Source organism: Methylobacterium sp. WL7, from assembly GCF_008040085.1.
Taxonomy (GTDB): Bacteria; Pseudomonadota; Alphaproteobacteria; order Rhizobiales; family Beijerinckiaceae; genus Methylobacterium; species Methylobacterium mesophilicum.
The window spans coordinates 1-1884 of record NZ_VRVG01000290.1 but is presented as its reverse complement, the minus strand read 5'-3'; the positions used below and the strand labels follow the sequence as shown (position 1 = coordinate 1884).

The window sequence follows — 1884 nt, the reverse complement described above, 5'->3', positions numbered from 1 at the left end:
CTTCCATCCATGCAGCAAAATCGCCCGGCGCGTGCGGCAGGGGCAGGCCGATGTCGCTGACATAGCCGTTGCAGTAGCGGGTCGGGATGTTGAGGCAGCGGCAAAACGTAATCGCCAGATGCGCATAGTCGCGGCAGACGCCGTGCTGCTCTTCGAAGACATCGAAGGCTGTCCGAGTTGCTCGGGCATGCTCATACCCAAAGGCGATGCGATCATGGACGTAGTCGCAGATCGCCTGTACCCGGCCCCAGCCCGGTGGGATATGGCCAAACAAATCCCAGGCGATGGACGACAGGCGGTCGGTTTCGCAATATCGGCTCCCGAGGAGAAACAGCACTGTGTCGGAAGGTAGTTTCTCGACCGCAATCTCTTGGGCGTCAGCCTCCTGCGTATCACCACTGCCGTGATCCCGCACGATCGTATCGGTCTTCAGCGTAAAACGGCCAGCTGGCGCGACCATACGGTTACACCAGTTCCCGAAGCTGTCGCGGTATCCATCCAGGGGAACTGCAGGTGTCGTGATGAGATAGTCAGGCCGTTCGAGATCGGAGAAGCGCGATGCATGGACGTTCAGCGTCGCAATGACCGGGGTGGGGTGCGTAAATTCATAGGTCATCTCGCAGCCGACAAGGATACGCATGGGCTCAGTCCTAAAGAGAGGCGTCGAGATCAGCGTTGGTCCCGCAAGGTTCGGACCGTATCACGATGTGAGGTCAGCTGCCCGCCGAGTCTGCTTCAGGGCGTTCGGCTGCACGATCGTGATCGCTGGCTCTCCGGGGCTGCTCTCGGCTCGCGCCACAACGCTCACAAGCACCTTGGCGTGCTGAGCCAGATTTCTGGGCGCCCAGCGAATGGAGAGCCGTGCTGCGAGAACCTGCGGGTCTGTGATCAACCCTTCCGTTCCCGGAACCGGGTCCCAGCTTTGCTGCTCATGAGCGCGCCTGTCGCTCTCGATGAACGTAGGACGCCACGCCGGTGGCGATCAGGACGGTGGCGACCGCGATGTAGGCTAGCTCGACTAGGCTGATGATGAAGTCCGTCGGCCGCACGAGGGCCAGCCACACCATAAACAACAGGCCGGCGACCGGCACGCTGAGGGCTAGGACGCTGATCACGAATACCAGCCAGTGCGGCATCGCCCTTGGCTCGCGCGGCGCCGGCCGCTTGTCCTCGCTGATGCGTGTCACGGCGCCTTCCGCTCCCGGAACCGGATGCTGGCCCCGCCTCCGTTCTCCGGGATGAACTCCAGGCCGGCGGTCACGACTGATCCTTTTTGCTGAAGCCCGCAAAGAAGTTGGTCAGACCGTGCATGTCGATACCGTCCAGCGGCCCGGCTTCCGGCTTGGGCACCGACCGGCCATCCTTGTCTGCCAGCTCGTGCATCACGTGCGTCAGCATCGGCGGCCACTCTACGCACTGATCCTGCAGGAGGCGTGCAGCCTTCGCCAAGGCGACGGCGTGGTCCGCTGGAACCGTCCGACCCATCATCTGCGCGTCGAACACGCGATCAGCGAGCGTGGTGCAGAGGCGTAAAATCTCGGACAGTCTCTCGGGGGAGGCGGGCTCGTCGGTCATGCCGGATCCTCGCCCCGTAGGCGCACGCCAGGCCGCCCATGGTTCAGGAACTCGACGCCGGCCGCCTCAAGCGCGGACTGAACCCGCCGAACCACGTCGGCGCCGCTCGTGATTTCGGCAGGGCCCTTCGCTTCCATTTTGCGGATCGTGTTGACGTGGAGTTCGGCCCGCGCGGCGAGGTCGGCTTGCTCGACGCCCAGAAGAGCCCGCGCGGCCTTGAGCTGATTGCCCGTCACCAGCATAGATGTTTGCCACACACATTTGGAGGTCGACGGTACACACCGACACAGCTATGTGTATGAAATACAC

4 protein-coding genes are annotated in these 1884 nt (G+C 63.0%); all 4 read right to left on the bottom strand.

The window, feature by feature from the left end:
- Nucleotides 1–640, bottom strand: a 640-nt coding sequence (locus FV233_RS29285) for a transglutaminase family protein (protein ID WP_147899620.1), incomplete at its 3' end; no start/stop codon positions are given.
- Between the two features lie 289 nt (nt 641–929).
- Nucleotides 930–1187, bottom strand: coding sequence for a hypothetical protein (locus FV233_RS29280; RefSeq protein ID WP_147853211.1), 258 nt, complete (start codon nt 1185–1187; stop codon nt 930–932).
- Between the two features lie 70 nt (nt 1188–1257).
- Nucleotides 1258–1575, bottom strand: a complete 318-nt coding sequence (locus FV233_RS29275) for a hypothetical protein (protein WP_147853212.1) — start codon at nt 1573–1575, stop codon at nt 1258–1260.
- Nucleotides 1572–1817, bottom strand: a complete 246-nt coding sequence (locus FV233_RS29270; protein ID WP_147853213.1) for a helix-turn-helix domain-containing protein — start codon at nt 1815–1817, stop codon at nt 1572–1574. Before FV233_RS29270 ends, FV233_RS29275 begins: the two co-directional genes overlap by 4 nt.
- Nucleotides 1818–1884: the final 67 nt, after the last annotated feature.